23 protein-coding genes are annotated in these 21,511 nt (G+C 62.7%); 13 read left to right on the top strand and 10 right to left on the bottom strand.

Features of this window, described 5'->3' with window-relative positions; all coding sequences use genetic code 11:
* The first annotated feature begins 15 nt into the window (after nt 1–15).
* Nucleotides 16–1,200, top strand: a complete 1,185-nt coding sequence (locus Har1129_RS17680) for an AI-2E family transporter (protein ID WP_151102036.1) — start codon at nt 16–18, stop codon at nt 1,198–1,200.
* Nucleotides 1,201–1,203: 3 nt separating this feature from the next.
* Here Har1129_RS17680 and Har1129_RS17675 read toward each other — a convergent pair whose 3' ends face one another.
* Complete coding sequence (locus Har1129_RS17675; RefSeq protein ID WP_151102188.1) at nt 1,204–2,436, bottom strand: DolP-mannose mannosyltransferase; 1,233 nt, start codon at nt 2,434–2,436, stop codon at nt 1,204–1,206.
* A gap of 846 nt (nt 2,437–3,282) precedes the next feature.
* Between Har1129_RS17675 and Har1129_RS17670 the strand changes: the two genes are divergently transcribed.
* Complete coding sequence (locus Har1129_RS17670) at nt 3,283–4,191, top strand: serine/threonine-protein kinase RIO2 (protein ID WP_151102035.1); 909 nt, start codon at nt 3,283–3,285, stop codon at nt 4,189–4,191.
* A gap of 689 nt (nt 4,192–4,880) precedes the next feature.
* Nucleotides 4,881–5,303, top strand: a complete 423-nt coding sequence (locus Har1129_RS17665; RefSeq protein ID WP_151102034.1) for a metal-dependent transcriptional regulator — start codon at nt 4,881–4,883, stop codon at nt 5,301–5,303.
* A gap of 181 nt (nt 5,304–5,484) precedes the next feature.
* Here the strand turns inward: Har1129_RS17665 and Har1129_RS17660 are convergent, their stop codons facing one another.
* Nucleotides 5,485–7,146 (bottom strand): aldehyde ferredoxin oxidoreductase family protein, encoded by a 1,662-nt coding sequence (locus Har1129_RS17660; protein ID WP_151102033.1) that lies wholly within the window; start codon nt 7,144–7,146, stop codon nt 5,485–5,487.
* A 291-nt stretch (nt 7,147–7,437) separates the two neighbouring features.
* Here Har1129_RS17660 and Har1129_RS17655 point away from each other — a divergent pair, with 291 nt between their 5' ends.
* Nucleotides 7,438–7,803, top strand: coding sequence for a hypothetical protein (locus tag Har1129_RS17655; RefSeq protein ID WP_151102032.1), 366 nt, complete (start codon nt 7,438–7,440; stop codon nt 7,801–7,803).
* A gap of 15 nt (nt 7,804–7,818) precedes the next feature.
* On the opposite strand, the gene Har1129_RS17650 is transcribed toward Har1129_RS17655, so the two are convergent.
* Both Har1129_RS17650 and Har1129_RS17645 read right to left on the bottom strand, forming a co-directional pair.
* A complete protein-coding gene (locus Har1129_RS17650; protein WP_151102031.1) occupies nt 7,819–8,868 on the bottom strand; it encodes a DUF4350 domain-containing protein in 1,050 nt (349 codons plus the stop codon).
* A complete protein-coding gene (locus Har1129_RS17645) occupies nt 8,861–9,820 on the bottom strand; it encodes a S49 family peptidase (RefSeq protein WP_191906097.1) in 960 nt (319 codons plus the stop codon). The genes Har1129_RS17650 and Har1129_RS17645 overlap by 8 nt, the downstream gene beginning before the upstream one ends.
* 114 nt (nt 9,821–9,934) lie before the next feature.
* On the opposite strand from Har1129_RS17645, the gene Har1129_RS17640 reads away from it, so the two are divergent.
* The 4 genes from Har1129_RS17640 (at nt 9,935) to Har1129_RS17620 (ending at nt 13,247) form a co-directional block, all read left to right on the top strand.
* Nucleotides 9,935–10,819, top strand: coding sequence for an aldo/keto reductase (locus Har1129_RS17640; protein ID WP_151102030.1), 885 nt, complete (start codon nt 9,935–9,937; stop codon nt 10,817–10,819).
* Between the two features lie 2 nt (nt 10,820–10,821).
* Entirely contained in the window at nt 10,822–11,547 is a 726-nt protein-coding gene (locus tag Har1129_RS17635) for a class I SAM-dependent methyltransferase (protein ID WP_370455445.1), read from the top strand.
* Between the two features lie 501 nt (nt 11,548–12,048).
* A complete protein-coding gene (locus Har1129_RS17625; protein ID WP_151102028.1) occupies nt 12,049–12,375 on the top strand; it encodes a cupin domain-containing protein in 327 nt (108 codons plus the stop codon).
* A gap of 77 nt (nt 12,376–12,452) precedes the next feature.
* Nucleotides 12,453–13,247, top strand: a complete 795-nt coding sequence (locus tag Har1129_RS17620) for an HpcH/HpaI aldolase/citrate lyase family protein (protein WP_151102027.1) — start codon at nt 12,453–12,455, stop codon at nt 13,245–13,247.
* 24 nt (nt 13,248–13,271) lie between these two features.
* Here the strand turns inward: Har1129_RS17620 and Har1129_RS17615 are convergent, their stop codons facing one another.
* Nucleotides 13,272–14,291, bottom strand: coding sequence for a transcription initiation factor IIB family protein (locus Har1129_RS17615; protein ID WP_151102026.1), 1,020 nt, complete (start codon nt 14,289–14,291; stop codon nt 13,272–13,274).
* A gap of 235 nt (nt 14,292–14,526) precedes the next feature.
* Nucleotides 14,527–15,312: a helix-turn-helix domain-containing protein gene (locus Har1129_RS17610; protein WP_151102025.1), complete on the bottom strand. Its 786-nt coding sequence runs from the start codon at nt 15,310–15,312 to the stop codon at nt 14,527–14,529.
* Between the two features lie 95 nt (nt 15,313–15,407).
* On the opposite strand from Har1129_RS17610, the gene Har1129_RS17605 reads away from it, so the two are divergent.
* Nucleotides 15,408–15,809: a hypothetical protein gene (locus Har1129_RS17605; RefSeq protein ID WP_151102024.1), complete on the top strand. Its 402-nt coding sequence runs from the start codon at nt 15,408–15,410 to the stop codon at nt 15,807–15,809.
* Nucleotides 15,810–15,958: 149 nt separating this feature from the next.
* Here Har1129_RS17605 and Har1129_RS17600 read toward each other — a convergent pair whose 3' ends face one another.
* A complete protein-coding gene (locus Har1129_RS17600) occupies nt 15,959–16,921 on the bottom strand; it encodes a C-terminal binding protein (RefSeq protein ID WP_151102023.1) in 963 nt (320 codons plus the stop codon).
* Between the two features lie 164 nt (nt 16,922–17,085).
* Here Har1129_RS17600 and Har1129_RS17595 point away from each other — a divergent pair, with 164 nt between their 5' ends.
* Nucleotides 17,086–17,358, top strand: a complete 273-nt coding sequence (locus Har1129_RS17595; protein WP_151102022.1) for a ubiquitin-like small modifier protein 1 — start codon at nt 17,086–17,088, stop codon at nt 17,356–17,358.
* Nucleotides 17,359–17,382: 24 nt separating this feature from the next.
* Here Har1129_RS17595 and Har1129_RS17590 read toward each other — a convergent pair whose 3' ends face one another.
* Complete coding sequence (locus Har1129_RS17590; RefSeq protein ID WP_151102021.1) at nt 17,383–17,784, bottom strand: MoaD/ThiS family protein; 402 nt, start codon at nt 17,782–17,784, stop codon at nt 17,383–17,385.
* A 90-nt stretch (nt 17,785–17,874) separates the two neighbouring features.
* On the opposite strand from Har1129_RS17590, the gene Har1129_RS17585 reads away from it, so the two are divergent.
* The 3 genes from Har1129_RS17585 (at nt 17,875) to Har1129_RS17575 (ending at nt 18,985) form a co-directional block, all read left to right on the top strand.
* Complete coding sequence (locus Har1129_RS17585) at nt 17,875–18,243, top strand: hypothetical protein (RefSeq protein WP_151102020.1); 369 nt, start codon at nt 17,875–17,877, stop codon at nt 18,241–18,243.
* 108 nt (nt 18,244–18,351) lie between these two features.
* Entirely contained in the window at nt 18,352–18,606 is a 255-nt protein-coding gene (locus Har1129_RS17580; RefSeq protein ID WP_004958362.1) for a hypothetical protein, read from the top strand.
* A gap of 10 nt (nt 18,607–18,616) precedes the next feature.
* Nucleotides 18,617–18,985, top strand: coding sequence for a hypothetical protein (locus Har1129_RS17575; protein ID WP_151102019.1), 369 nt, complete (start codon nt 18,617–18,619; stop codon nt 18,983–18,985).
* On the opposite strand, the gene Har1129_RS17570 is transcribed toward Har1129_RS17575, so the two are convergent.
* The gene (locus Har1129_RS17570; RefSeq protein WP_151102018.1) at nt 18,969–19,334 is read right to left on the bottom strand and encodes a hypothetical protein; all 366 of its coding nucleotides are present in this window, start codon (nt 19,332–19,334) and stop codon (nt 18,969–18,971) included. The two genes, Har1129_RS17575 and Har1129_RS17570, sit on opposite strands and share 17 nt — an antisense overlap.
* Nucleotides 19,335–19,370: 36 nt before the next feature.
* Entirely contained in the window at nt 19,371–21,317 is a 1,947-nt protein-coding gene (locus tag Har1129_RS17565; RefSeq protein ID WP_151102017.1) for an aldehyde ferredoxin oxidoreductase family protein, read from the bottom strand.
* Between the last annotated feature and the right edge of the window lie 194 nt (nt 21,318–21,511).

Below are 21,511 nucleotides of genomic sequence, written 5' to 3'. Positions count from 1 at the left end.
TTGTAGTGAAAACATATGGAATATAGTACCGACCTCGGACGGCGAATCCTCCTTGCTATCGCGGGCGTAGCACTCTTTCTCGTGGTCGGACTCGTCCTGTCCCAGTTCCTCCCGACGCTGGTGTTTACTGTCTTCCTGTACTACGCCAGCCGACCGATTTACCGACGGCTCGGGCGGCTCCCACTGCCAGAGTCGTTCCTGAATCGGGCTGTTCCCTACCAGAAACAGGTCCATGCGGCGGCCACGATTTTCTTCTTTCTCCTGCCGTTCGTGATTCTGGTAGGCTACACCCTTGTTCTCATTATCCCCGAGCTACAGGCTTTCTTCGGCGAGGGTGGCCTAGGCGCAGCGTACCTCTCGCAGTTTCAGGATCTGCAGGGTGGCTCGCTGCCGGGACCGCTGACCGACCTCGGCCTCAGCGAAGTGCTGGCAATGGGGCCGGATGAGGTGATCGACCTACTGCGAAACGCGACTGTCCAGTCGTGGCTGGGGCGTGTCTCCGATACGCTCATCGGATCGGTGAGTCTGCTCACGTCGCTATTGCTTCGCGTGTTCATCATGTTCGCTGGAACGTACTACCTGCTCACCGACGGACCGCGGCTTGTCGGCTGGTTCCTTGACACCTTCGACGGGTCGGGCGTCCTCAGAGAGTACGCGGCAGCAGTCGACGAGGAGTTGTCCTCGATTCTCTTCGGGAACATCCTGAACGCACTGGTGACGGGCGTCATCGGGATTTTCGTGTTCTCGCTGTACAATCTGGTCGCTCCCGGCTCAGTGCAAATTCCGTTTGCACCATTGGTCGGCGCACTCACCGGCATCGGGAGTCTTATCCCCGTCGTCGGGATGAAGATCGTCTACCTGCCCGTCGCTGTGCTGCTTGCAGTCTCGGCGGTCGTCACGGGACAGACGGCGGCCCTAGCATGGGTCGCCCTCTTCCTCGTGGTCACACTGGTCGTCGTCGACACTATCCCGGATTTCCTGATTCGGCCGTACGTCAGCGGCGACCTGACCCACGTCGGCCTGTTGATGTTCGCGTACATCCTCGGGCCCATCGCGTTCGGTTTCTACGGGATCTTCTTAGGCCCGATCCTGCTGGTCCTCATCGCACAGTTCTTCCGGGTTATCGTACCCTACATCATTACGGGCACGGTCGAAACGACGCAAACGTCGCTCTCCGAATACGACTCCGCGGAGTCATAACGGCTAGCCGCTTGCGAGTCGGGCTCTGGCAGTCCCAAAGTCGAGACAGCGGCTGTCTACCGACGAGTCGATTCGGTCGAGCCACCGCAGTTCCATCACCGAGAGTCGGTAGTGACACGTCGACGGCTCGCTCTGTTGCCAGTAGAGGTACCGGATATCGGGTACCGGCTCGGCCTCATCATAGGCCGCCGGGAGGTCGTGGCTTTGAAGGTCTGACATCGGCTCCGGTCCCGGCGTTTCGACGGACGTGAAGACAACGCCGACGCTGCCGAGGAAGGCGACGTTCACCACGAGAACCAGAGCGAGGGCGAGGCCGAGATACTTCGTCTGTTGCCTGTCACGAAGCATCGTAGCGATCATACCGATACCGATTGCGACGAACACAAGCCCCGGAATGAGGTCGGTGTAGCCGCCAGTCTCGAAATCAACGAACAGTATCAGAAACGCGAACCACGCTGCACCGGCCGGAACCCACCAGTCGGTACGCCCGACAACGCCGTCATTACCAGTGAAACAGCATCGGGTGGTGTGTGCGAGGCCGAGCCCACCGAGCAGGACGAGCGGTGACGCCCATTTGAAGTGGACGACACCGGCGACGAGTCGAGCGAGCAACGACGCGTGTTCCTCCGTTTGTAATGGCACGAGGAAAACCTGAACGACCATCTCCGAGACCGAATGCCAGAGGAGAAACACTGGCATCAACATGACGACCGTGAAACCAAGGCCGCCTGCGACGACGCGTTCAAGCGACTGCATATCGCGCTGCTGGATCGCTAAACCGACCACAACCAGCGGGAAGATAACCCCAGCCTGCCAGTAGCCAACGCTGGCTGCCGCGGCCACGCCGCTCAGTGCCGGGTAGCCACGCGTGTACAGATATATCGCCAGTAACCCACAGAGGACGAGGAGATATTTCGCTTTGAATCCATACGCCGGCCGAACGGCAAACCCCGGTAACAGGAACATCGACAGGCCAGCCAGCGGCGCGGCGATATCGTCCCCGGTGATGTCGTGGACGAGTATCACGACGAGTCCGACGATTGCACACACCGCAGCACTCATTACCACCACGCTAAGGAAATGGAGTTGATACATGTCACCGCCGGACAGCAATGCCAGTATTCCAGTTGTCTCGTAGGACAGCGGAAACTTCGGTTCCCATGCGTCGACGTACAGCCGTCCCCCGCGCGTCAAATACCAGCCGAGATGCTGGAAAATACCAGCGTCAGGTGCCATGGGCGGTCGAGCGAAATTGAGTGTGATTATCAGGAAAAAGTACAGCTGGGTGCCGACGGCAAACAACACCGGAAACGCGAGTCGTCTATCGTGGGGGGAAAGAGCAAGCGAGCGAAGCAGATCTCTGAGTTGGGCTTTGTTTCGTCCGCTCACACCACATGTTTGTGTTACAGGCAACCAAAAGTAGAGACTAATTTAGAACATATGCAGTAGCCGAAGGCAATCACTGTTCGCATTACATGTACAGCCTCCGTGGTTAGGATCGTATTTGCGGATTGATTGGTCCGTACCGTTCCCCACAAACAGAGTTCGTATGAGCGCAGAACTGCAACCGTTCGAAGCCGTTTTTGCGAGTCCACAGCCGTGAGTTAAACCACAGAAACGGCGGTACAGCAGTAACATCCGAGTGATAGTGGCACTATGCAAATATGTAGTCATGTGGGTTAACGCCTACCTTACTCGGTGTAGTACTGACCCGGGTGCTGTTTTGGTCGCAGAACGCCGAAAACAGGTACCGTGTGTGGGTCGTTAGATAACAACACTAAAGCTGAGATATCCTGTGCAGGGGAACTGTCCCGTTACTCACTATCTGCTGGCATCGCGCTCAGCACGGCGGCACGACACCGGGTTTGACACGCCGGCACGGAGCGGCCACAAGACCAACATCGGATACCTCACAGAACCGGACCTGCTCGGACCCAGACGGCACTGATCGACACATCGATACTCCGGTAACCACCCGGACGGCGGCGGGGGAATCGTATTTTAATATAGCGGTTACTGGTTTACTAATGTGATCTGCCGAACGCGTCGGCCTTTTACCAGTTGGCCCAGTAGAGAACCCTAATGGTCCAGAACGTGGCTTCAGTGATGGCGGAGCTGGAACCCGAGGACTTCCATCTGCTCTCTGGTGTCGAACAGGGGATGCGGTTCTCGGAGTACGTCGCCCGCGAGAAGTTGACCGAGTTCTCCCGGCTGACGACAGAAGATGTCGACTACCGACTCGACCGGTGTGCAGACCGGGGGCTAGTCGAACGCAAGACCATCCAGTACGAGGGGTTCAAACTCACGTTCGAGGGGTACGACACGCTCGCGCTGCATACCTTTGCCGAGCGCGACACAATCGAAGGGGTGGGGTCGCCACTAGGTGTCGGCAAGGAGAGCGACGTGTACGAGGCCCAGTCGTACAAACCAGTGGCGCTGAAATACCACCGCGAGGGGTACACCAATTTCCGTGAAGTGATGAAAGAGCGGGAGTACACCGCCGACCGCGATCACGTCTCGTGGCTCTACACCGCCCGGAAGGCCGCCGAACGGGAGTACGATGCCCTCGAAACGCTGTATCCGGATGTGTCAGTACCACAACCCATTGACACGAACCGCCATGCGATTGTCATGGAGAAAATAGATGGCGTCGAACTCTCCCGAACGAAACTCGAAACGGAACAGGTACTGCCGATTCTAGATCTCGTGCTCGAGGAGATGGAGACGGCATACCGCGAGGGGTACGTCCACGCGGACATGAGCGAGTACAACGTCTTCGTCACGAACGAGGGCGTCGTTGTCTTCGACTGGCCGCAGGCCGTCCCGACCGACCACGAAAACGCCCGGGAACTGCTAACTCGCGATGTCGAGAACATCGTGAGCTATTTCGAACGAAAGTACCCGCAGGAAATCAGCGATGTAGACAGGGACGGAGTCGCCGAACAGCTGGCGACCGACGCGTTCGATTCGATTACCGAATTTACTGAGTAGGACGCTTTAGCCGCTACTTACCTTCCGTTGGCCGTCCGTCGACATGTCGGAGCTGGGCCGAGCGTTACCGTCATAAACTACATAATGCAATATCAAATCGGCCAACCGTACTGACTGAGTCGGTTCGAGACAGCGTGATCAAGGATCTCAGTTCCCCGGTAGCGGGCCCAAGTGCTGTGCGACGGACTCGTCAGGGGTTTTCGACTGTTCCCGATCTGTCGCCGCTCCGGGGATTGAATTAGGCTGTCCTAAAAATCGCAGACGTTTTATATTGTTAGGTATGCCTAAAAAATATGGCAGACGACGGTACGGAGTGCGGGACACAAACGCGGCGAGGGCCACGCCGAGAATCGACGGCTGACCGTTTCGGATTGTCGAGGGCCCTATCGACAGCTTCCACGTGGTGCCGGCGTGTGTGTCGGACCACGTCTCCAGCTCTCAGCGACGGTCAGGTGCCCGACCGCCCGTGCCCCGCAGTCACTACCGGGGGCGTCTGCCTAACGAGTGGCGACAGCGATAGCGAGATTCCGGGGGGACCAGACGATGGGTAAACGTCCGCAGCGGTCACGCGCTCGACTGTGGGCGTGGGCCTACGCAGTGGTCTTCGGGTCCAGCGAGCGGTCGAAAGGGGAGTCAACGACCGAGACGCTCACAGCAAGCGACGGGGGCGGAAGGGATTCATCAGAGCGATGAGCACGGCACCGGAGTACCTGCTGGCCATCTACATCGCCCAGCACCGGGACGAACCGCCCGTCGCACCAGGGAATCTGGGGGAGATGCTCGACAGATCTCCGGCGGCGGTGACGGAGATGTGTCAGCGGCTCGCAGCGCAGGGGCTGGTCTCCTACGAGCCCTACGACGGAGTGACACTGACCGAAGCAGGACACGAGGAGGCTTCGGAGCTGCACGAGACGTACGTGACTGTCTCGTGGTTCTTCCGGGGCGTGCTAGATCTCGACGACCACGAGACGGAAGCGATGGAACTGGCCGGTCTGGTCAGTCCGATGGTCGCCAAGCGGCTGGCGGCCACGCTTCCTTGTAACACCGAAGCGACAGATTCGGAGAGCGCTGTCGGCACAGAATCGGCCCCATCCGATACGGAGTCGGCCTGATCGGACTCCCCAGTGGAGCGTCGTTTCGACGACCGGCGATCTGGAAGAGATGGACGAGTACGAAGACTACAGCCCGCCGTTCTGTGCCCCGCGGTCGCCTCCGGCGGTATTCGACCGGAACGCCGTTTAATCCCCATGCAGAGCCCGTCAGGCGGATCCCGTGTCAAACGCGATACCGCGACTACACCGGAAGCGAACTCTCGGGAACCGTGCCGTCGTCGGCCCAGCCACGCGCGTCGTAGTACTCGTCGAGCGCTGCCTCGAACGACGGGAGATCGTACGGGAGCGCGTCGTCGGTCCGGTCGAAGCCACGCTGGTTGTTGAAGTGGCGTTCGAGTGTCACGGTGCGAGCGCCGACGGTCAGCAGGTCCTCGAAGTCGGCATCGAAGAGCTGTTCGTAGCGCTCGGGCGTCATGAAGTCCCGCGAGAACTTGCAGACGACGCCGCTGTCGTTCAGCGCCATCAGGTTCTCCCGCTCGACCAGTACGTCGGCTTTCCCGAGTGTCCCCTCCGGAGCAACCGCTTGGTCGTCGGAGACGAGGGGATATTCGACGGAGTAGAAGGTCGCGTACATGTGGTCAGCGCCGCGGTTGGCGACGGCATACGAGAGTCCCTGCCCGTGGAGGACACGGCCCTCGTGGGCGGCGAAATCCATCCCCTTGACCGTCCAGTTCTCGACACCGAGGTCGTCGTGACAGCGGTCGATGCCCTCCGCGAGCGTGTCGCCGATACCGTCGCGGTAGGCGATTTTCTCGACAGTCTCGTGAATCAGCTCGGTGTCGCCAAAGGCGTCCTCGCTGTCGAGGTAGGCCGCGACCGTGTTGCCCGCAGAGATAGCGTCCAGCCCGAGGCGGTCACACAGTCCGTTGGATTGCATCACGTCCACGATGTCGTCGACGCCGGCGTTCGACCCGAAGGCCATCGCCACCTCGAACTCGGGGCCTTCAGTCTCGACGCCACGCGCCTCGTCCCGCGTCGGGAGCTTGCAGGCGAAGGCACACGCCGAACAGGTCCCTTTCTTGTACTTCTTCGATTCGACGGCATCACCGTTGATGCCCTCAACGCCGGCGAACGTCTGCTCCGAGAAGTAGTAGGAGGGGAGCCCGTTGACTTCGTTCGCTAAGTCCATCACGGAGACGGTTCCCTGCCGTTTCATGATGTGGTCCGACGTCGCGGCCTCGCGATGGATGTCGGTCTGTATTGGCGGGACCTCGATGTCCGGTGGGGAATCGCCCGCAAACGTGATTCCCTTGATGTTTTTCGCGCCCATGACCGCGCCGAGACCGCCGCGCCCGAACGCCCGCTCTTCGCTGGTCATGATGGACGCGAACCGGACCCGGTTTTCACCAGCAGGGCCGATGACCGCCGTCTGGTCCGACTCGATGCCGTGCTCGGCGTCGAGATAGTCCAGCGTCTCCGGGACGGTCGCTCCGACGAGGTCGGGGACGGCTTCGAACTCGACGCCGTCGTCGCGGACGTGGACGATGACGAGTTCGTCGCTCGCACCGGTGAGTTCGACGGCGCTGTATCCCGTATCGGCGAAGTTCCGGGACATGAACCCGCCAGCGTTCGAGGAGAGCAGGCCGTCGGTTAGCGGCGAAACGCCGGTGCAGTTCATCCGCCCGGTGAAACTCATTTGGGCGGCCTGCATCGGCCCCGTGGAGAACACCAGTCGGTTCTCTGCGCCCAATGGATCCACGTCGAAGGGGATCCGCTCGTGGGCGAGCCGCGTTCCGACGCCGCGGCCACCGAGATACTGTTCGAGGATTCCTTCGATTTCCTCCGTGTTGGTTTCACCGGCGGTCAGGTCGACCGTCAGCAGCGGCCCCGCTGAGTGTATCATTAATATTCCTCGCAGACACACGGACTTAGCGATTGTGCCGGGTGCCGATACTGGTGCCCTACTCACACTGTCAGCTGTGACTATTGTACGATATTTGCCAGCCCGGAATGGCAGAGTTCGTTACGGACTGACAGCCGACAGTATCAGAGGAGGGCCGCATTGACAGCCAAGGCAAAACCGCGATTAAACTGCCGCTACCCGGCGATACCACCGGGATTCGATGTCCGGACGCCGGTATGCTATAAGTGTGTGAGACGGCAACACGATACATAAGTTTCGAGGGAGATGTGAATGCCTGATGACGCAGATACCAAGACAAGTACAGTGTCGCGACGGCGTGTCATCACGACGGCGGGCGCGTCGACGGTAGTGGCGCTCGCCGGCTGCAACACCGGAGGCGATGGAGCGGGGGACGGCGAAAGCGGCGGCGGGCAGAACCTCGATCCGGTTCGAGAGCGGGCCGAGGTCGCCGTCAGCGACATTCAGGAAGGGGGAACACTCAGGTTCGGCCTCGGTGCGGGCATTGATTCGTTCGACCCATCGTACAGTACCAGTGCGCCGGCCGGGGAGTACACCCTCAGCGCAAGGCTGAGTGTAGCCGACGCTGCCGAGCGTGGCCTGTACAGCGAGACGACAATCAGGATCAGTGACCGATAGTTTGAGCGGCCCGAGTCAGGACCCGCTCGGGGAGGGAGCAGGCGTCGGAGTCGGGGTCGGCTCCGGCGGTGTTTCAGCCGGAGTAAACGTACCACCGCCAGTCCCGAATCCGGCGTCCGGAGTCGCGCCACCACCCGGGTCAGGTGCCTCCCCGTCGAGCAGGAACGAAAGCAGGTTCCCGACGAACACCTCGTTGTCGGCGTCGTAGATTTCGGAACTCTCGATGAACGTCGAGTCCGTGACAAACACCATGTTGTCGTTGCGGACAACTGTCGCGTACGTCCCGGTGCGCCGCGTTTCGAGCGTCCGGGTCCCCTCGGCGGCGGTGAACTTCGTCTCGGCGTCGCCGTTCACCACCGCATAGCCAGCGGTGTCGAACGTAATCGTCTCGACGCCGTCGGTCAGTTCGCCGCCGTCGCTCGGCGACGCGTAGATGGCCTTGAAGTTGTTGTCGTTGGCCGTGTCGTCGACGTTGTACAGCTGTTCGGCACCCATCCGAACGCCGTACTGCTCTGTGGCGTTGTTGGCCCCGAACGCCACTGTCGTCGTCGACTGCGTGAATCCGGTCGAAAGGCGGGTCTGTGTCGGCTCGGCAAGGATGACAACACGCCCGCCGTCGTCCGTGTACTCCTGTAGCGCCTCACGCTCGTCCGGCGAATAGCTGCCGAGCGGCTGGACGATGAGCACGCCGTCGTATCGCTCCAGCGAGTCAGCGAACGAGCCGGTGCTGGACGGACCGTATTCGACGGTGTGGCCCGCCTCGAATAGCGCCTCACTGATCGGTTCGAGTTCGGATTCAGTCACCTGATTGCCGTGGCTCGTGTCGACGAGTATTCGCTTGCCGCTCATGTCGGCGTCAACCGAGATTTCCCCTTCTTCGGGGTCAACAGGCGCATTGACAGCGTCAGGCTGGTACTGCGGCGGCGACTGCCCGTCGATTGACTGGCCGTCCGGCGGACCGGACGACCCCGGGTTCGCGACAGCGAGAAGGAACGTGCCGCCCAGTATCACCACAAGAACGACGATAAACACGGCGAGCGGCTTGACGATGCGCCCTTCAGTCATTGCGGATCACCGTTGCGTTGTTGTCTTCGGCAGGAATTCCCCAGACGGCGTAGTACTTCACCGGTTCCCGGAACGTCGTCTCACTGTCGTCAGGATGGACGAGATAGGTCACGTTGTTCGCGCCCTGTACGGTCTCAGCGCCCGCGGGGAGGACGATGACATTGAGTTCGGCACCGCCACTGCCCTGATACACCACGTCGTACTGGTCGCCATCGATGTCATCCGAGAGTGTGGCGGCTCGCTCGATAGCGAGTTCAGTGTCACCGATACGGTCGGCAAAGCCGTTCTGAGTCGCCTCCGCACCCAGATATGTGCCGCCGTTAGCGACTTCCTCACGGGGGATGTCAAGGTCATTGCCTCGGTGGCGCATGACCGTTCCGACGAACGAGCGCTGCAGGACCTCGATATCCTCGCGGAGGCCGTCCTTGCTTATCTGTGCCTTGTCCGGCCCGGAGCGGACGAACGTCTCGCCCTGCTGTTCGACCTCCTCAATGAGACTCAGCGGGGCTTGGACGATGACGCCGATACTGCCGACGGTCGAACTCGGCTTGACGACGATTTCGTCGGCCGGTGTGATGCCGTAGTAGCCGCCCGATGCGGCCGTTCCCTCGACGTAGGCGACGACAGGCATCTCGCTGGCGGTCCGGTTGACTGCCAGATAGAATTCCTCGCTTGCGTCGACCGGACCGCCGGGGCTGTCGACCCGGAGAACGACCGCCTCGATTGATTCGTTGGTCCGTGCCTCGCGGAGGTCCTGCTTGACGGCGTTGACGTTCGCGTCGGTCGTGCCGCCGCGAAGGGTGATGACGGCGACGCTCGGGTCGTCGTCGCCACCGCTCGGCACGCCGTTCCAGATGACCGGCGCGAATATCGCGGCGATGACCAGCGCGAGCGTGACTGCGATCACGTATGACGCCGTCATCGCCGAGAACAGTTGTTCTCTCCCAAACATCTATACATCCCGTTCGGACTGAGGGGGTAATAAACCCCTGTCGCGGTCCGGCACAGTAGACGCACTGAAACAGCAGCGACCAACGGTTATTGGTTTCCGGACCGTGCAACCAGTATGGAGACCCGAGCGCTGGGCGACACTAGACAGGAGAGCACGGTGCTGACGTTCGGCTCGATAGCACTCAACTGGCTCGAACAGGAGGGCGCAAACCAGCTGGTCGAACTCGTGTTGGACCACGGGATCAACCACTTCGACGTGGCACCGACCTACGGTGACGCGGAGCTGAAACTGGGGCCGAAACTCCGTCAGTACCGCGAAGAGGTCTTTCTGGGCTGTAAGACACAGGAGCGCGAGTACGAGGGGGCCGCCCGGAAGATCGACCGGTCGCTGGACCGCCTCGGCATCGACACTATCGACCTCTACCAAGTGCACGGGCTGGAGTACGAGGACGAACTGGACACGATTACCGCCGACGGCGGCGCACTGGACGCGATACGCGAGGCGAAAGCGGCGGGGAAAATCGACCACATCGGGCTGACGAGCCACGGCAACCCGGAACTCATCCTCGACGCCATCGACCGTATCGACGATCTGGAGACGGTGATGTTCCCGTTGAACCCCGTCGTCGCCGGCAAGGACGACGGGAAGTACGACTACGAGGCCGTACTGGAACGCTGCGAGGCGGAAGGCATCGGCACACTGGGCATCAAAGCGTTCGCGAAGGGGTCGTGGCCCCCGACCGACGAACTGGCCGAGGCCGACCGCCCGTACGCGAACTGGTACGAGCCGGTCGACACGCCGGAGGTCATCCGCGAGCGGTTCGATTTCGCCGCCGCTCGGGGCCTCGACACCGTCGTCAGCCCCGGCGACCCGAAGCTCGTCGCGATGGTGCTCGACGCCGCCAGCCGCTCGGAAGGGATGGACGAGGCCCGCCAGCGCGCGCTCATCGAGGAAGCCCGCCACGACGACAGCCCGGTGCCCGAGCAACTGCACCACTGAGCGTGGACGACGTGCCGGAGACGGTGACGGCCGCCCTCGCCGACCAGCAAGTCGAGGGGCAGGTCTGTCTCGAAGCCGGGGCCGGCGTCGGCAACACGACGGCCGGGCTACTGGCCGCGGGCGCGGAGCGGGTGTACGCGGTGACGGACGACGCCGACCACGCCGCGACGGTCCGGGAGCGCGTCGGCGACGAAAACGCCGACCGGGTCGCCGTCATCGAGGCCGACCTCCGCGCGACGCCGCTTGCGACCGACAACGTCGACCTCGTCACCGCTCACGGGCTCTGTAACCTCTTGCCACCGACCGAGCTCGACGCCGTCACGGCCGAACTGGCGCGAGTTGCCACACCGAACGGGACGCTGGTCGTCGACGACTACGCGGTGCCGCCCACCAACGGGGCCGTCACCCGGTTGTTCGCGCTGGAGAACGCCGCTGCCAGAGTCGTCGACGGCCGCCCGGCGCTGACGTTCTACCCGCCCGCCGTGCTGGCCGCAGTGTTCGCTGCCCACGGTTGGACTGTCGAGCGACGGACGACGCTGCTGGACCCGGTCCCTTGGACCGAGGCCCATCTGAACGCCCACGCCGAGGTGGTGCGTGAGTACGCCGCTGCGCTGCCGGACGGCATTGGGGAGCCACTGGCTGCGATGGCCGAAGACGTGGTCTCGGCTATCGGCTCCGAGCGAACCGGCGAGATGTACAGTCTCGCGTTCCGGCTCGGAGATGTGTGAGATATGGGACGGTACTGCGATGAGAACGAGTGTTTTGACAGCCAGAAAGCCCCCGATACGCTCCGGTCCCGCGGCTCGCTGTCGTTCGAAAGACGCGGAGCGTCTTTCGTGATGACGAGAGAGCTCTGCTCTCTCGAACCACGCTCCTCGGTCGTTTCACTCCCTGCGGTGCTTCCGTCGCCGGGGTTCCCGGAGCGTGGGTGGTCGGCGGTGCCGACCACCGCAAACGTGGCGGCTTCACCGCCACGCTATCGGCCCCTTTCAGTCCCTCCCGTGTCGGCTGACCGAACATCCACGTGGTGGGATTGAAAGGGGCGACTGCCTGGACGACGGCGGACGATGAAAGCACTGCACGAGCGACCATCGGGAGCGAGGAAGCGCGCAGCGAGTCCCCCGAGTTCAGGCAGTCGGGGCTTTCTGGCTGTGAGATAACACATCTATCCCAGAACCAAAGGCTCCTAGCAACCGAACGGCTAAGGAAGCGCCGCCCGACGTGCCGGTATGTCGCTCGACCGATTATCCGAGTTCGACGCCGACCCTGCAGAGGGTGAAGTCATCGACGGGGAACTGGCAGTGACCGACGACGTGCTGGTGAAGGCGTTCGCGCTGGGACCGGGTGCGACAATCGACCCGCACGAGCACGGCGGGGCGACGAACGTGTTCCACGTCATCCGTGGTGAGGTCACAGTCCAGCAGGACGACACAGAGGAAGTCGTCGCCGCGCCGGGGGTCGTGCTGAACGAGCGCGGGCAGGCCCACGGCGCACACAATCACACCGACGAAGTCGCCGTCCTGACCGCAAGCCTCTGTCCGCTGCCGGGGCAGTAGGGGTTGCCGCCGAGACAGCAGTGCCGGCCAAACGGTTCCGCACCACGCTTATTGGTATCACAGTTCACAGACATGCTATGGCCGAGCCACTGCCAACGAATGGGCTTCGCAAAACGGTCGAGAACGACCGTGTCGCGCTGGGCGTCCTCGACAACACGTATAGTCCGACGCTGGTCGAGTTCTACGGCGACCTCGGCGTCGATTTCGTCTGGCTCGATTTCGAACACGGCGGGCCGGACCCGTGGGACGCGGCGACCGTCGAGAACCTCCTGCGGGCGGCCGACGGCACCGGGACGGAGCTACTGGTCCGCCTGCCGGATACGTCCCCAACGCTGGTCCGAAAGGCGCTGGATCTGGGGGTCAAGAACGTCTTCCTGCCGCGGGTCGAAACCGCCGAGGAGGTGCGGGAAGCTGTCAAATCCGGCCGGTTCCGGTACGACGGCGAGGCGGGCGACCGAGGACTGGCCGCGCCCCGAGCGCGCCGCTGGGGCCTAGGTGAGAACTACATCGAGGCCTCGGACGAGGAGACGCTGGTCGGGACCACAATCGAGACGGAAGCGGCAGTCGAGAATATCGACGATATTCTGGCCGTGCCCGATCTGGGCTTCGTGTTCATCGGGCCCTTTGACCTCTCGGTGTCGCTTGGCCACCCCGGCGAAATCGACCATCCGGAGGTACAGGAGGCAGTGGAGACGGTCCGCTCGGCGGCCGTCGAGGCGGATGTCACCGTCGGCGGCCTCGGCTTCGGGATGGACGACGTGAACGAGAAGGCCGAGTCCGGGTATCAGATACTGCACGTCGGGAGCACGACCGGCGCGGTACAGAATGCCGTACGCGGATGGCTGGAAGACTTCGACGGGAACCGTAGCTAAGAGAACGAAGCGCCAGCGGGCGTGTTATGCGCTCGCGCCGGATTCAGTGCCGCTCGTCGCGTCAACGGCACTGTCGTCGAGTTCCGCCTCGGCTTCGAGCAGTTCGCGGTAGCGCTCGCGGATCGTCACGGTGCTTATGTCGGTGGCCTCGCTGACGGTCTCTTGGGTCATCTCTTCGCCGAGCAGCAGGCCAGCAGCGTAGATGGCCGCGGCGGCGAGACCGACCGGGCTCTTGCCGCTGTGGACGTTGGCCTCCTTCCCCGCCTCGATGAGGGCGCGGGCCTGACGTTCCAGCGCGTCGTCGGCGTCGAGTTCGGAGACGAACTTGCTGAGGTAGGTCGCGGGGTCCGGCGGGCCGACCTGCAAGGAGAGTTCGCGGTTGAGATAGCGGTACGCGCGGGTGAACTCCATCTCGTCGACGCGGCTGACGACGGCCATGTCGTCGAGCGTCTGGGGGAGGTTCGCCTGCCTGACGGCGGCGTACAGGGCGGCGGTCGCCATCCCTTCGATGGAGCGGCCGGGCAGCATGCCCTCGTCGAGGGCGCGGCGGTAGATGACGCTGGCCGTTTCGCGAGCGCTTTCAGGGACGCCGAGGGCGCTCCCCATCCGGTCGATTTCGCCCAGCGCCTGCTTGAGGTTGCGCTCGGCGTGGTCGCGGGTGCGGAACCGCTCGTCCCACGTGCGCAGGCGCTGCATCTTCTCGCGCTGGCGCGTCGACAGCGAGTTGCCGTACGCGTCCTTGTTCTGCCAGCCGATGTTAGTCGAGAGTCCCTTGTCGTGTTTCATCTCGGTCGTCGGCGCGCCGACGCGGCGCTTGTTGTCGCGCTCCTGACTGTCGAAAGCGCGCCACTCCGGCCCGTGGTCGATCTCGTCCTCGTCGACGACGAGGCCGCAGGACTCGCAGACGGTCTCACCGCGGCTGTCGTCGGTGACGAGGCTCCCGCCACAGTCCGGGCAGGCGTGGCCGGTACTCGCCTCGGACTCGGCCTGTTCGTCCACACTCTCACCGCGTTCGTCGGGGGAATAGATGCTGCGTGTCGTCATAGTGTGCCTCTGCGAGCGCGTGGGACGCCCGCGGTCGTACCCAATTGTAGGGGTGCATCCTGCATGAGGACTCGTTTGGCACACGCCGAACTTCGAACAGTTGGTGTGCCTGCGTCATTTTCCACGTCCGATAACACAGGAAGCCATCCCTATTTTCCCGTGCTAAACGGTTATACGGAGATATACGGATAATTCGGTTCAGGCCGCATCTGATACCAGAATACGACGGCAGTGACTATACGCCCGAGCGACCGATTCGGAGGCGGCCGCCCTCGGCAACGTCCTCGTCGGCCTGCACCGGCCCCATCGAGCGGGTGACGAACGACCGGACGATCCATGCTTCGGCCCGCTGGAGGCGGTACTGGAGCGTCGACCGCGACACGTCAAGTGTCTCTGCGAGGTCGGTGAGCGAAGTGTCCCGTGGCGTCCGGTAGTAGCCGTGTTCGACGGCGGCCTCGACAGCGGCCTGTTGTTCGGGCGGGAGTTCCGCCAGCGTCACGGCCTCGTCGACCCAGTACGACGGGGAGCTAAGCTGGCGGAATTCGACGGTGAGTCCCTCACGGAGCTCGGATTTCATCTCCTCGAACAGCCCGTCGACGCCGGCGTCGCTGCACAGGAGCAGTCGCCACTCGCATCGGCTGCCGCGGCGCTCGGTTTCGACGAGGACGCCGCGGCCGACGTGGTCGATGGCTAGCCGCGGAATCGAGTGACAGTCGCCGGCTTCCGACCGGTAGCTGTACACCGTTCGGACACCGGGGTCCGAGCCGATGACCTCGTACGTCCAGTCAGTCTTACAGTTGCGGGTCCCGATGCACTCGGTGCACTGGACCGGGTCGTCGTACACGTCGTCAAGCTGTTCGAGCGCGGTCTCCGGGCCGGCGACCCGTTCGAGCCGCCACATCCCGTCTCGCGTGACGTTACACGCGATAGTCCGGGAATGGGTCTCCGGGTAGTCGATGAACACGTCCATCACAGGGTCGACGTTCCGCTCGTAGTCGATAGTGAAGATGAACTCTCGCATATACGTCCCGTTGCGTGCCAAGCCGTTTATACGCACTGTCTCATTCGGCGTATGCCAAACAAGCTGTGATTGTTACGGGAGGCCACCGATAATGTATGTCGTGTCCTGTCTCCTCATCTACTGGCGAATCGCCCGGCAAGTCGGTCGCCGGCGACGCGCCGGACGAGTCTTCATCGCGTATTCGCGGATATGAACTGCCGACGCACAACTGGCGACACACCGTTATTTACGGGGTGGTGTTCTGGGCAGTCGTGGCCGCTACGTGGCTCGCCGTGCCGGTGGGCCACCCGTTCCAACTGGGTGTCACGATCTCCGGACTGTTTGCGGCCCCGTTGTTGCCGGTCGCGCTCTACTGTGATTACCGGCAAGCCAGACGCGTCGGGACGTGTGAGCCCGGACCCCGCGCGTATTGCGTGAATTTCGTTCGGGATATCAAGACGGCAGTTACCGGCCAGAGCGCCCTCGGCGACCAGCGCCGGGAGTTCCTCCGGTGCTGATACTGTCGGCTGTCCTATTGTAAGAGAGGTGCCGATCCGGGGTGGCACAGTTCTTGCCAGACGGACAGCCGACAGTATGCGTGTGGCACTCTCGCTTCGGTCTCCGGTAATCGCTTCGCCAGCGCTAGCAGTCAGGTCTGACCGTCTATTTACAGCCAGTCCGTATCCGGGTCGATCCGGTTCAGCGGCGTTTCACCGGCCAGCGCGGCCGCGACGTTCGCGGCGACAGCGGCGTTCAGATCGTCGCGGGCTTCCTCGGAGTACCACGCTGCGTGGGGCGTGACGAGACAGTTGTCCAGCCCGACCAGCGGATGATCAGTCGTCGGCGGTTCCTCGGCAAGTACGTCGAGGCCGGCAGCCCCGATCTCCCCATCATCGAGTGCCGTCCGAAGCGCCGCCTCGTCGACGAGGCCACCGCGGCCAGTGTTGACGAGGATTGCCTGATCGCGCATCGCCGCGAGCGCATCGGCGTCTATCATCCTCGCCGTCTCCTCAGTCAGCGGCGCGTGGAGGGAGACGTAGTCGGCCCGTTCGTACAGCGTCTCCAGCGTGACTTTCTCGACATCGGCGTCGGCCATCTCCTCGGCGTCGACATAGGGGTCGTAGGCGATCACGTCGAGGTCAAAGCCCTGTAGCTGGTCGCGCACTCGCCGCGCGATGGGGCCGAAGGAGACGAGACCGAGCGTCTGGTCGCGGACGCGGTGTACCGGACGGGTCCGCTCCCAGCCCCAGCCACCGTCGCGAACGTCGCGGTCGTAGGCCGTGAGCGTCCGAACACAGTCGAGCAGCAGCGTCACCGTGTGGGTAGCGACCTCGTCCGTGCAGTACTCGGGGACGTTGGTGACGGTTACGCCGTTGTCCGCCGCCGCAGACACGTCGATGTTGTCGATACCGACGCCCGCTCTCGCGACGATCTGGAGGTCATCCAGTGCGTCGAGCACTGCGGCGGTGACCGGCGTGTTCACGTCGACGACAAGCGCCGCTGCACCGGCAGCAGCGTCCCGAAGCGCGTCCTCGTTGCCTGTCTCCGCGGCGACGACATCAGCGTCAAGCTCCGCCCGCAGTCGGTCGATATCTATCATCGGGTCATCGCTTGCGACCACACGTTCCATACACGGAATCACGGCTTGGGACGCTAAAACGGGTCGGAGCCGTTCCCATCGAATAGGAATTCGAGGTCCATGATAGATTGAATACAACGAGTGAATCCGTTGCTCGTTCGAAGCACGCAGGCCGAGCGCTGTGATTTAAGCCACTCGACCGCCAACCCAGCGGTATGCAAATCGAGCTGCGGTTTTTCGCCAACTTCCGGGAAGCCGTCGGACAGAAAACGGTTCACCGCGAGTACGAGAGCGACCTGCAGGCCGGCGACGTGCTCCGACAGCTCTCCGAGGAGTTCACAGAGATGGACCTGTTCGAGGACGGCGAACTCCGGGAGTACCTGACGATTCTCCGGAACGGAACGGATATTACCCATCTCGACGGGCTGGAGACCGCACTGGAAGACGGGGACGAACTCAGCGTATTCCCGCCAGTTGCCGGGGGGTAAGTCCTGTTAGCGTCGGTCGCCGAATCAACAACAGAAGATGAACGGGAACATCAAGCCGACGCGGTCGCCGGCTTCTAGTTCTGTGTCCAGTCCGTCGAGGTGTTCGTTGAACTCACCGTTGACCGCCACTCGCGCGTAGCATCTGGTCTGCTCACCTTCGGGGTTTTTCGCCCAGTCGCCCGGGAGGTCCGCCATCTCCGGTGCCCAGCCCGCGGTGGTGGCGTCGGCTTCGGTTTCTGCGATGAGCATGTCGCTCACGTCGTACTCCCCGAAGAACGCATTGAGGAAGTCACGCAGCGTGTCCCCTTCGAACGTGTATGACAGCGACGGTTCGCCGACGACCCGGCGAACGTGGCCGGTACACCTGACCTCGACGGTGGTCAGGTCCGGTGCTGAGGACTGTCGTTCTACTGTCTCACTGCTCATAGGCTTACTACAACCCACCGTCACAAATCAGTAAAGCCGAACATGTTCGCCACCGCTGGGATTTATTGGCCGCGAACTCTGTGTGGCGGTATGGACAACATCGAACTCGGGATTCCGTCCGGGATTGTCGACTCGCTGCCGCCGGACAGCGAGGACACGAAACGCGACATGGAACAGGCCGTCGGTGGGTGGGAGCGGGAGCTCAACGCCGCGCTCGATTCCGAGGAGCCGGCAAGCGCCGTCGTCGACCACATCGAACAGTTCGAGAGTCGGTGGGAGGCCTACGACGAGTACGTCGTCGAACTCCGGGCTTGGGGCCAGTCACCCATCTACGCGATGGCCTGGCGGGACCTCCACGCCGCCGTCATCGCCCAGATTTACGACCACGCGGACCTAGACGAGCGCATCAACCGCGAACGCAACGCCCGCATCGTCGACGACGGTATCCGGCCGGGGTAGACCGCATCCGTTCGGGAGAGGCGGGACCCGCCCGTGATAGCACGGTTGTGGCGACCGAGCGCCGGACCGCCGATAGGTTTAGACGACCGCACCCGTAACGACCACATGATGGAGCGTGAACGGAGTTTTCGCGGCATCTCGGTGCGGGCTGCTATCGGGTATCTGGAGAACTTGGGCGGTGAGCAACGCGGCGAGGCGACCGTCGAAGGCGACGGCTGGGCGGCGACACTCTCCGAAGAGAAAGTCGCTATCGGGCCGAGCCTCCAACTCAACGAGGTGACCATCCAGTTCGACGGCGACCCGGAGACACTGGAGCCGCTCATCGAGAAATTCGCTCAGAAAGCGATGCGGGCGGGCGGCTGACCGGGGCACGATGGCCGACCCGTCGTACCCCATCGAGGGGCAGATCGTTCTGCTGGCCGGCACACAGGCTAGCGTCCCACTCGATCAGCTTCCAGACCTGCTGGGACAGGTACAGACGCATCTCCGGGCGAACCACGCGACCTACGACAGGGAGTACGAGCGCATCAGCGGTCCCAGAGAGGCCGACTACGTCTGTGCCCAGTCGGGCCACTGGGACAGTATCGGGACAGAACTCGGCCTGAGTGACCGCGAGCAGGACGCGGTTCGGCGAGCCCACGCCGCCCAGTTCGAGCGCGACGGCCGGCGACTAGACAGAAGCGAAGAGTTCGAGGCGACGCTTGAAATCAGGGACGTGCTGGCGGTCAGCTCCGCACCGTAATCGTCTCCAGCACGCGCTGGGAGAACGCCGTCTCTGAGAGGTCGCCGTTTTCGAGTTCGTCAATCCACTCGCTGTTGACCGCCCATTCGCCGAGTTCGGTGTCTTCGAGGTCCGTCACGGTCGCTTCGATGTCGACCCCCGACCAGTCGTCGGCGTGGAGGTCCCGGAAGACGTTGATGACGCGACCGATCTCTCGGTGGGGGATGACGGCCGCTTCATCGGCCGAAATCGATTCGTATGTGAGCCGGTACGTATCGCCCTCGTCGGCGAACTCGGAGACGTAGACGCCGTGGCTGGTCAGTCGAGACTCTACCTGAAATTCGAAGTCGTCGATATCTTCCTTGCGCATTAGAGAACTGAAGTGTGTTCGGCAGCCGGCGCAGTCTCAGTCGTCGCTCGGTGCCGCTGCGCCGCCGGAACTGACGCCGGTTCCCGGTCCGATATCGATGCCCAGCTCGTCGAGCTTTTCGTCGGTGACGACGCCGTTCTCCCAGTCACGCACCTCATAGTACTCGTCTTTCATCTTCGAGAGCTCCGCGAGTTCGCCCTCGGAGCCGCCCTGTGCCGGCATCGCGTGTTCGTCTCCCTCGACGAATCGGTTCGGCAGGTCGTCGTCGGCTCCGTCGAAACCGACGAGGTTGTTGTAGTACCGTTCGAGGTTATAGACGCGTTCGCCAGCTTCCATCAGTTCCTCCTCGCTCACGTCTAGCCCGGTCATGCCGTTGTACTGCAGGACGTACTCCTCGATACCTTCGGCGAAGGCGTTGAACTTGCAGATGTCGAAGGAGTCACTGATAGCGTGGAGGTCTTGGAAGGTGGCACACAGCTCGCCTTTGCCCTCCCACTCTCGCGGATCGACCTTCTCCGGGATACCCAGAATCTCGGCTGCCGGCGTGTAGCCACGGAGGTGACACGCGCCGCGGTTCGAAGTCGCGTACCCGATTGCCATCCCCTTCATACACCGCGGGTCGTAGGCGGCCATCGTCTGGCCCTTGACCGCGAGTGAGTTGGTGTGGGCGTCGAACTCCTCGGCGAGGTGGTCTGGCCCCTCCGCGAGGTGGTCCGCGAGCTCCGTCTCGCGGTGGGCGATCATGTCGATCATGTCGATCATCGTGTCGGCATCGCCCCAGTCCAGCCCGTCGCCGAGCTCGTCGAGTTTCCCTTCCTCGGTCATCTCCATCGCCATCGCCATCGTGTTGCCGACATCGATGGTGTCGACACCCACGTCGTTACACCGGTCGAGCATCACGGCGATCTTGTCGCGTTCGACGTGGCCGGAGTTCGGGCCGAGCGCCCACGCGGACTCGTACTCGTAGGACTCCGTGCGGACGTTCATCTCCTCGCCCTTGTGCATCGCCTGTACCTCGACTTCCTTCTTGCAGGCGACCGGACAGGAGTGACAGGTCGGCTCGTCGACCAGAATGTTCTCCCGGACGTTCTCGCCGGAGACGTTCTCCGAGTCGATGATGCGCTCGCCGTCGCCCTCCGCGTCCGACATCGACCGCGTCGATGAGTACTTCGCGTTCTTCGTCGGGAGACCGTCCATCTCCTCCGTGAGGTTCATCAGGACGTTCGTACCGTACATCGAGAGCCCGCCCTCGTTGGGCGCGGTCACGTCGGACTCCTGAATGACCTGCATCGCCTGCTTGTGGCCCTCTTGGAACGTCTCCTGATCTTTCGGCTTTGGCATCCGGGTGCTGGACTTGACGACGACGGCCTTGAGGTTCTTGTTGCCCATCACACAGCCGGTGCCACCGCGGCCCGAGGCGCGGTCGTCCTCGTTGACGATACAAGCGTACTTGACCTCGTTCTCGCCGCCCTGACCGATGGCCATCACAGAGAGGTTCTTGCCGAGCGAGCCGCCTTCGATTTCACCTTCGAGGTCGTCGATAGTGTCGTGGACGCCCTGTCCCCAGAGGTGCGAGGCGTCGCGCAGTTCCACCTCGCCGTCTTCGACGAGGGCATACACCGGCTCGTCGGCTTGGCCTTCGAACAGCAGCCCGTCGAAGCCCGACCACTTGAGCCGCGCGCCCGACCAGCCGCCGTGGTGGGAGTCAGTGACGGTCCCTGTCAGCGGCGACTTCGTACAGATAGCGATGCGGCCGCTCATCGTCACCTGTGTCCCCGTCAGCGGTCCGTTCATGAACGCAAGCAGGTTCTCCGGCCCCAGCGGGTCCACGTCCGGCCCTTGGTCGAAGACGTACTTCACGCCGAGGCCGCGTGCACCGATGTACTTTTTCGCGTCCTCCTCGTCGATACCCTCGTAGGCTACATCCCCGCCCCCGAGGTCAATTCGCGCCACATGGTCTTGGAAGCCACCAAGGTCTGTCATGGTAATACGTGACTCTCCGGCTGGGAACAACTTAACAATTTGTGTTGTTATACTACAGATATCCGACGTTTTCGGCGGTTGCTGTTCCTGCGTGACCGGATCACACCCGTGACTCTGGTCCGAACCGTTTAAGAGTCCGAACGGCAAACTCAGGGTAACTCGCTGGACGACGGGCACCAGCGGGCACCTGCGTG

The organism is Haloarcula sp. CBA1129 (assembly GCF_008729015.1).
Lineage (GTDB): Archaea > Halobacteriota > Halobacteria > Halobacteriales > Haloarculaceae > Haloarcula.
The sequence above is the reverse complement of the archived record's forward strand: the minus strand, read 5'-3'. Positions and strand labels throughout refer to the sequence as shown.

Excerpts from the sequence above, each read along its gene's own strand:
- Har1129_RS17660 (WP_151102033.1), bottom strand. The coding sequence starts at position 7,146 with ATGATACACTCAGCGGGGCCGCTGCTGACGGTCGACCTGACCGCCGGT.
- Har1129_RS17655 (WP_151102032.1), top strand. The coding sequence starts at position 7,438 with ATGCCTGATGACGCAGATACCAAGACAAGTACAGTGTCGCGACGGCGT.
- Har1129_RS17600 (WP_151102023.1), bottom strand. The coding sequence starts at position 16,921 with ATGGAACGTGTGGTCGCAAGCGATGACCCGATGATAGATATCGACCGA.
- Har1129_RS17620 (WP_151102027.1), top strand. The coding sequence starts at position 12,453 with ATGGCCGAGCCACTGCCAACGAATGGGCTTCGCAAAACGGTCGAGAAC.
- Har1129_RS17590 (WP_151102021.1), bottom strand. The coding sequence starts at position 17,784 with ATGAGCAGTGAGACAGTAGAACGACAGTCCTCAGCACCGGACCTGACC.
- Har1129_RS17645 (WP_191906097.1), bottom strand. The coding sequence starts at position 9,820 with ATGTTTGGGAGAGAACAACTGTTCTCGGCGATGACGGCGTCATACGTG.
- Har1129_RS17570 (WP_151102018.1), bottom strand. The coding sequence starts at position 19,334 with ATGCGCAAGGAAGATATCGACGACTTCGAATTTCAGGTAGAGTCTCGA.
- Har1129_RS17615 (WP_151102026.1), bottom strand. The coding sequence starts at position 14,291 with ATGACGACACGCAGCATCTATTCCCCCGACGAACGCGGTGAGAGTGTG.
- Har1129_RS17640 (WP_151102030.1), top strand. The coding sequence starts at position 9,935 with ATGGAGACCCGAGCGCTGGGCGACACTAGACAGGAGAGCACGGTGCTG.
- Har1129_RS17675 (WP_151102188.1), bottom strand. The coding sequence starts at position 2,436 with ATGGCACCTGACGCTGGTATTTTCCAGCATCTCGGCTGGTATTTGACG.
- Har1129_RS17625 (WP_151102028.1), top strand. The coding sequence starts at position 12,049 with ATGTCGCTCGACCGATTATCCGAGTTCGACGCCGACCCTGCAGAGGGT.
- Har1129_RS17670 (WP_151102035.1), top strand. The coding sequence starts at position 3,283 with ATGGTCCAGAACGTGGCTTCAGTGATGGCGGAGCTGGAACCCGAGGAC.
- Har1129_RS17610 (WP_151102025.1), bottom strand. The coding sequence starts at position 15,312 with ATGCGAGAGTTCATCTTCACTATCGACTACGAGCGGAACGTCGACCCT.
- Har1129_RS17650 (WP_151102031.1), bottom strand. The coding sequence starts at position 8,868 with ATGACTGAAGGGCGCATCGTCAAGCCGCTCGCCGTGTTTATCGTCGTT.
- Har1129_RS17565 (WP_151102017.1), bottom strand. The coding sequence starts at position 21,317 with ATGACAGACCTTGGTGGCTTCCAAGACCATGTGGCGCGAATTGACCTC.
- Har1129_RS17665 (WP_151102034.1), top strand. The coding sequence starts at position 4,881 with ATGAGCACGGCACCGGAGTACCTGCTGGCCATCTACATCGCCCAGCAC.
- Har1129_RS17585 (WP_151102020.1), top strand. The coding sequence starts at position 17,875 with ATGGACAACATCGAACTCGGGATTCCGTCCGGGATTGTCGACTCGCTG.
- Har1129_RS17605 (WP_151102024.1), top strand. The coding sequence starts at position 15,408 with ATGTCGTGTCCTGTCTCCTCATCTACTGGCGAATCGCCCGGCAAGTCG.
- Har1129_RS17595 (WP_151102022.1), top strand. The coding sequence starts at position 17,086 with ATGCAAATCGAGCTGCGGTTTTTCGCCAACTTCCGGGAAGCCGTCGGA.
- Har1129_RS17575 (WP_151102019.1), top strand. The coding sequence starts at position 18,617 with ATGGCCGACCCGTCGTACCCCATCGAGGGGCAGATCGTTCTGCTGGCC.
- Har1129_RS17680 (WP_151102036.1), top strand. The coding sequence starts at position 16 with ATGGAATATAGTACCGACCTCGGACGGCGAATCCTCCTTGCTATCGCG.
- Har1129_RS17580 (WP_004958362.1), top strand. The coding sequence starts at position 18,352 with ATGGAGCGTGAACGGAGTTTTCGCGGCATCTCGGTGCGGGCTGCTATC.